This is a genomic window from Haloferax sp. KTX1 (genome assembly GCF_902410085.1).
Classification (GTDB): Archaea; Halobacteriota; Halobacteria; order Halobacteriales; family Haloferacaceae; genus Haloferax; species Haloferax massiliensis.
Window position 1 is genome coordinate 1 of the sequence record NZ_CABPRH010000384.1, and the last position, 379, is coordinate 379.

1 pseudogene is annotated in these 379 nt (G+C 60.7%); it reads right to left on the reverse strand.

What is annotated here, in order from left to right:
- Positions 1-377, reverse strand: a pseudogene (locus FY251_RS22300) (2-isopropylmalate synthase); the annotation flags it as partial.
- Positions 378-379: the final 2 nt, after the last annotated feature.

A 379-nucleotide genomic window follows, 5' to 3' on the forward strand; every position in this document is an offset into this window, starting at 1 on the left:
GTGTGGACCATGTCCACACCGGAATCCAGAGCCGCCTCGATGTCTTTCTCGACCACACGCGCCAGTCCGCAGGTCGTCACTCGCGTGGACTCGGCGATGTCGCGCACTGCCTCGAACTCCGCGTCGGAGTTGACGGGGAACCCGGCCTCGATGACGTGGGTGCCCATCTCGTCGAGCAGCGCGGCTATCTCGCGTTTGTCCTCGTAGTTGAACGACGTGCGTGGTGACTGCTCACCATCGCGCAGCGTGGTGTCGAAAATCCGTGCGTCTGTTATCTCAGACGTGGAATCCAGTGTGCCCTGGAAGAACTCGATCCGCCGGAGATTCCGACGTGCCCTCGTTGTTGGACATAAGCACCCGTAACTGGATGCTTCCACTA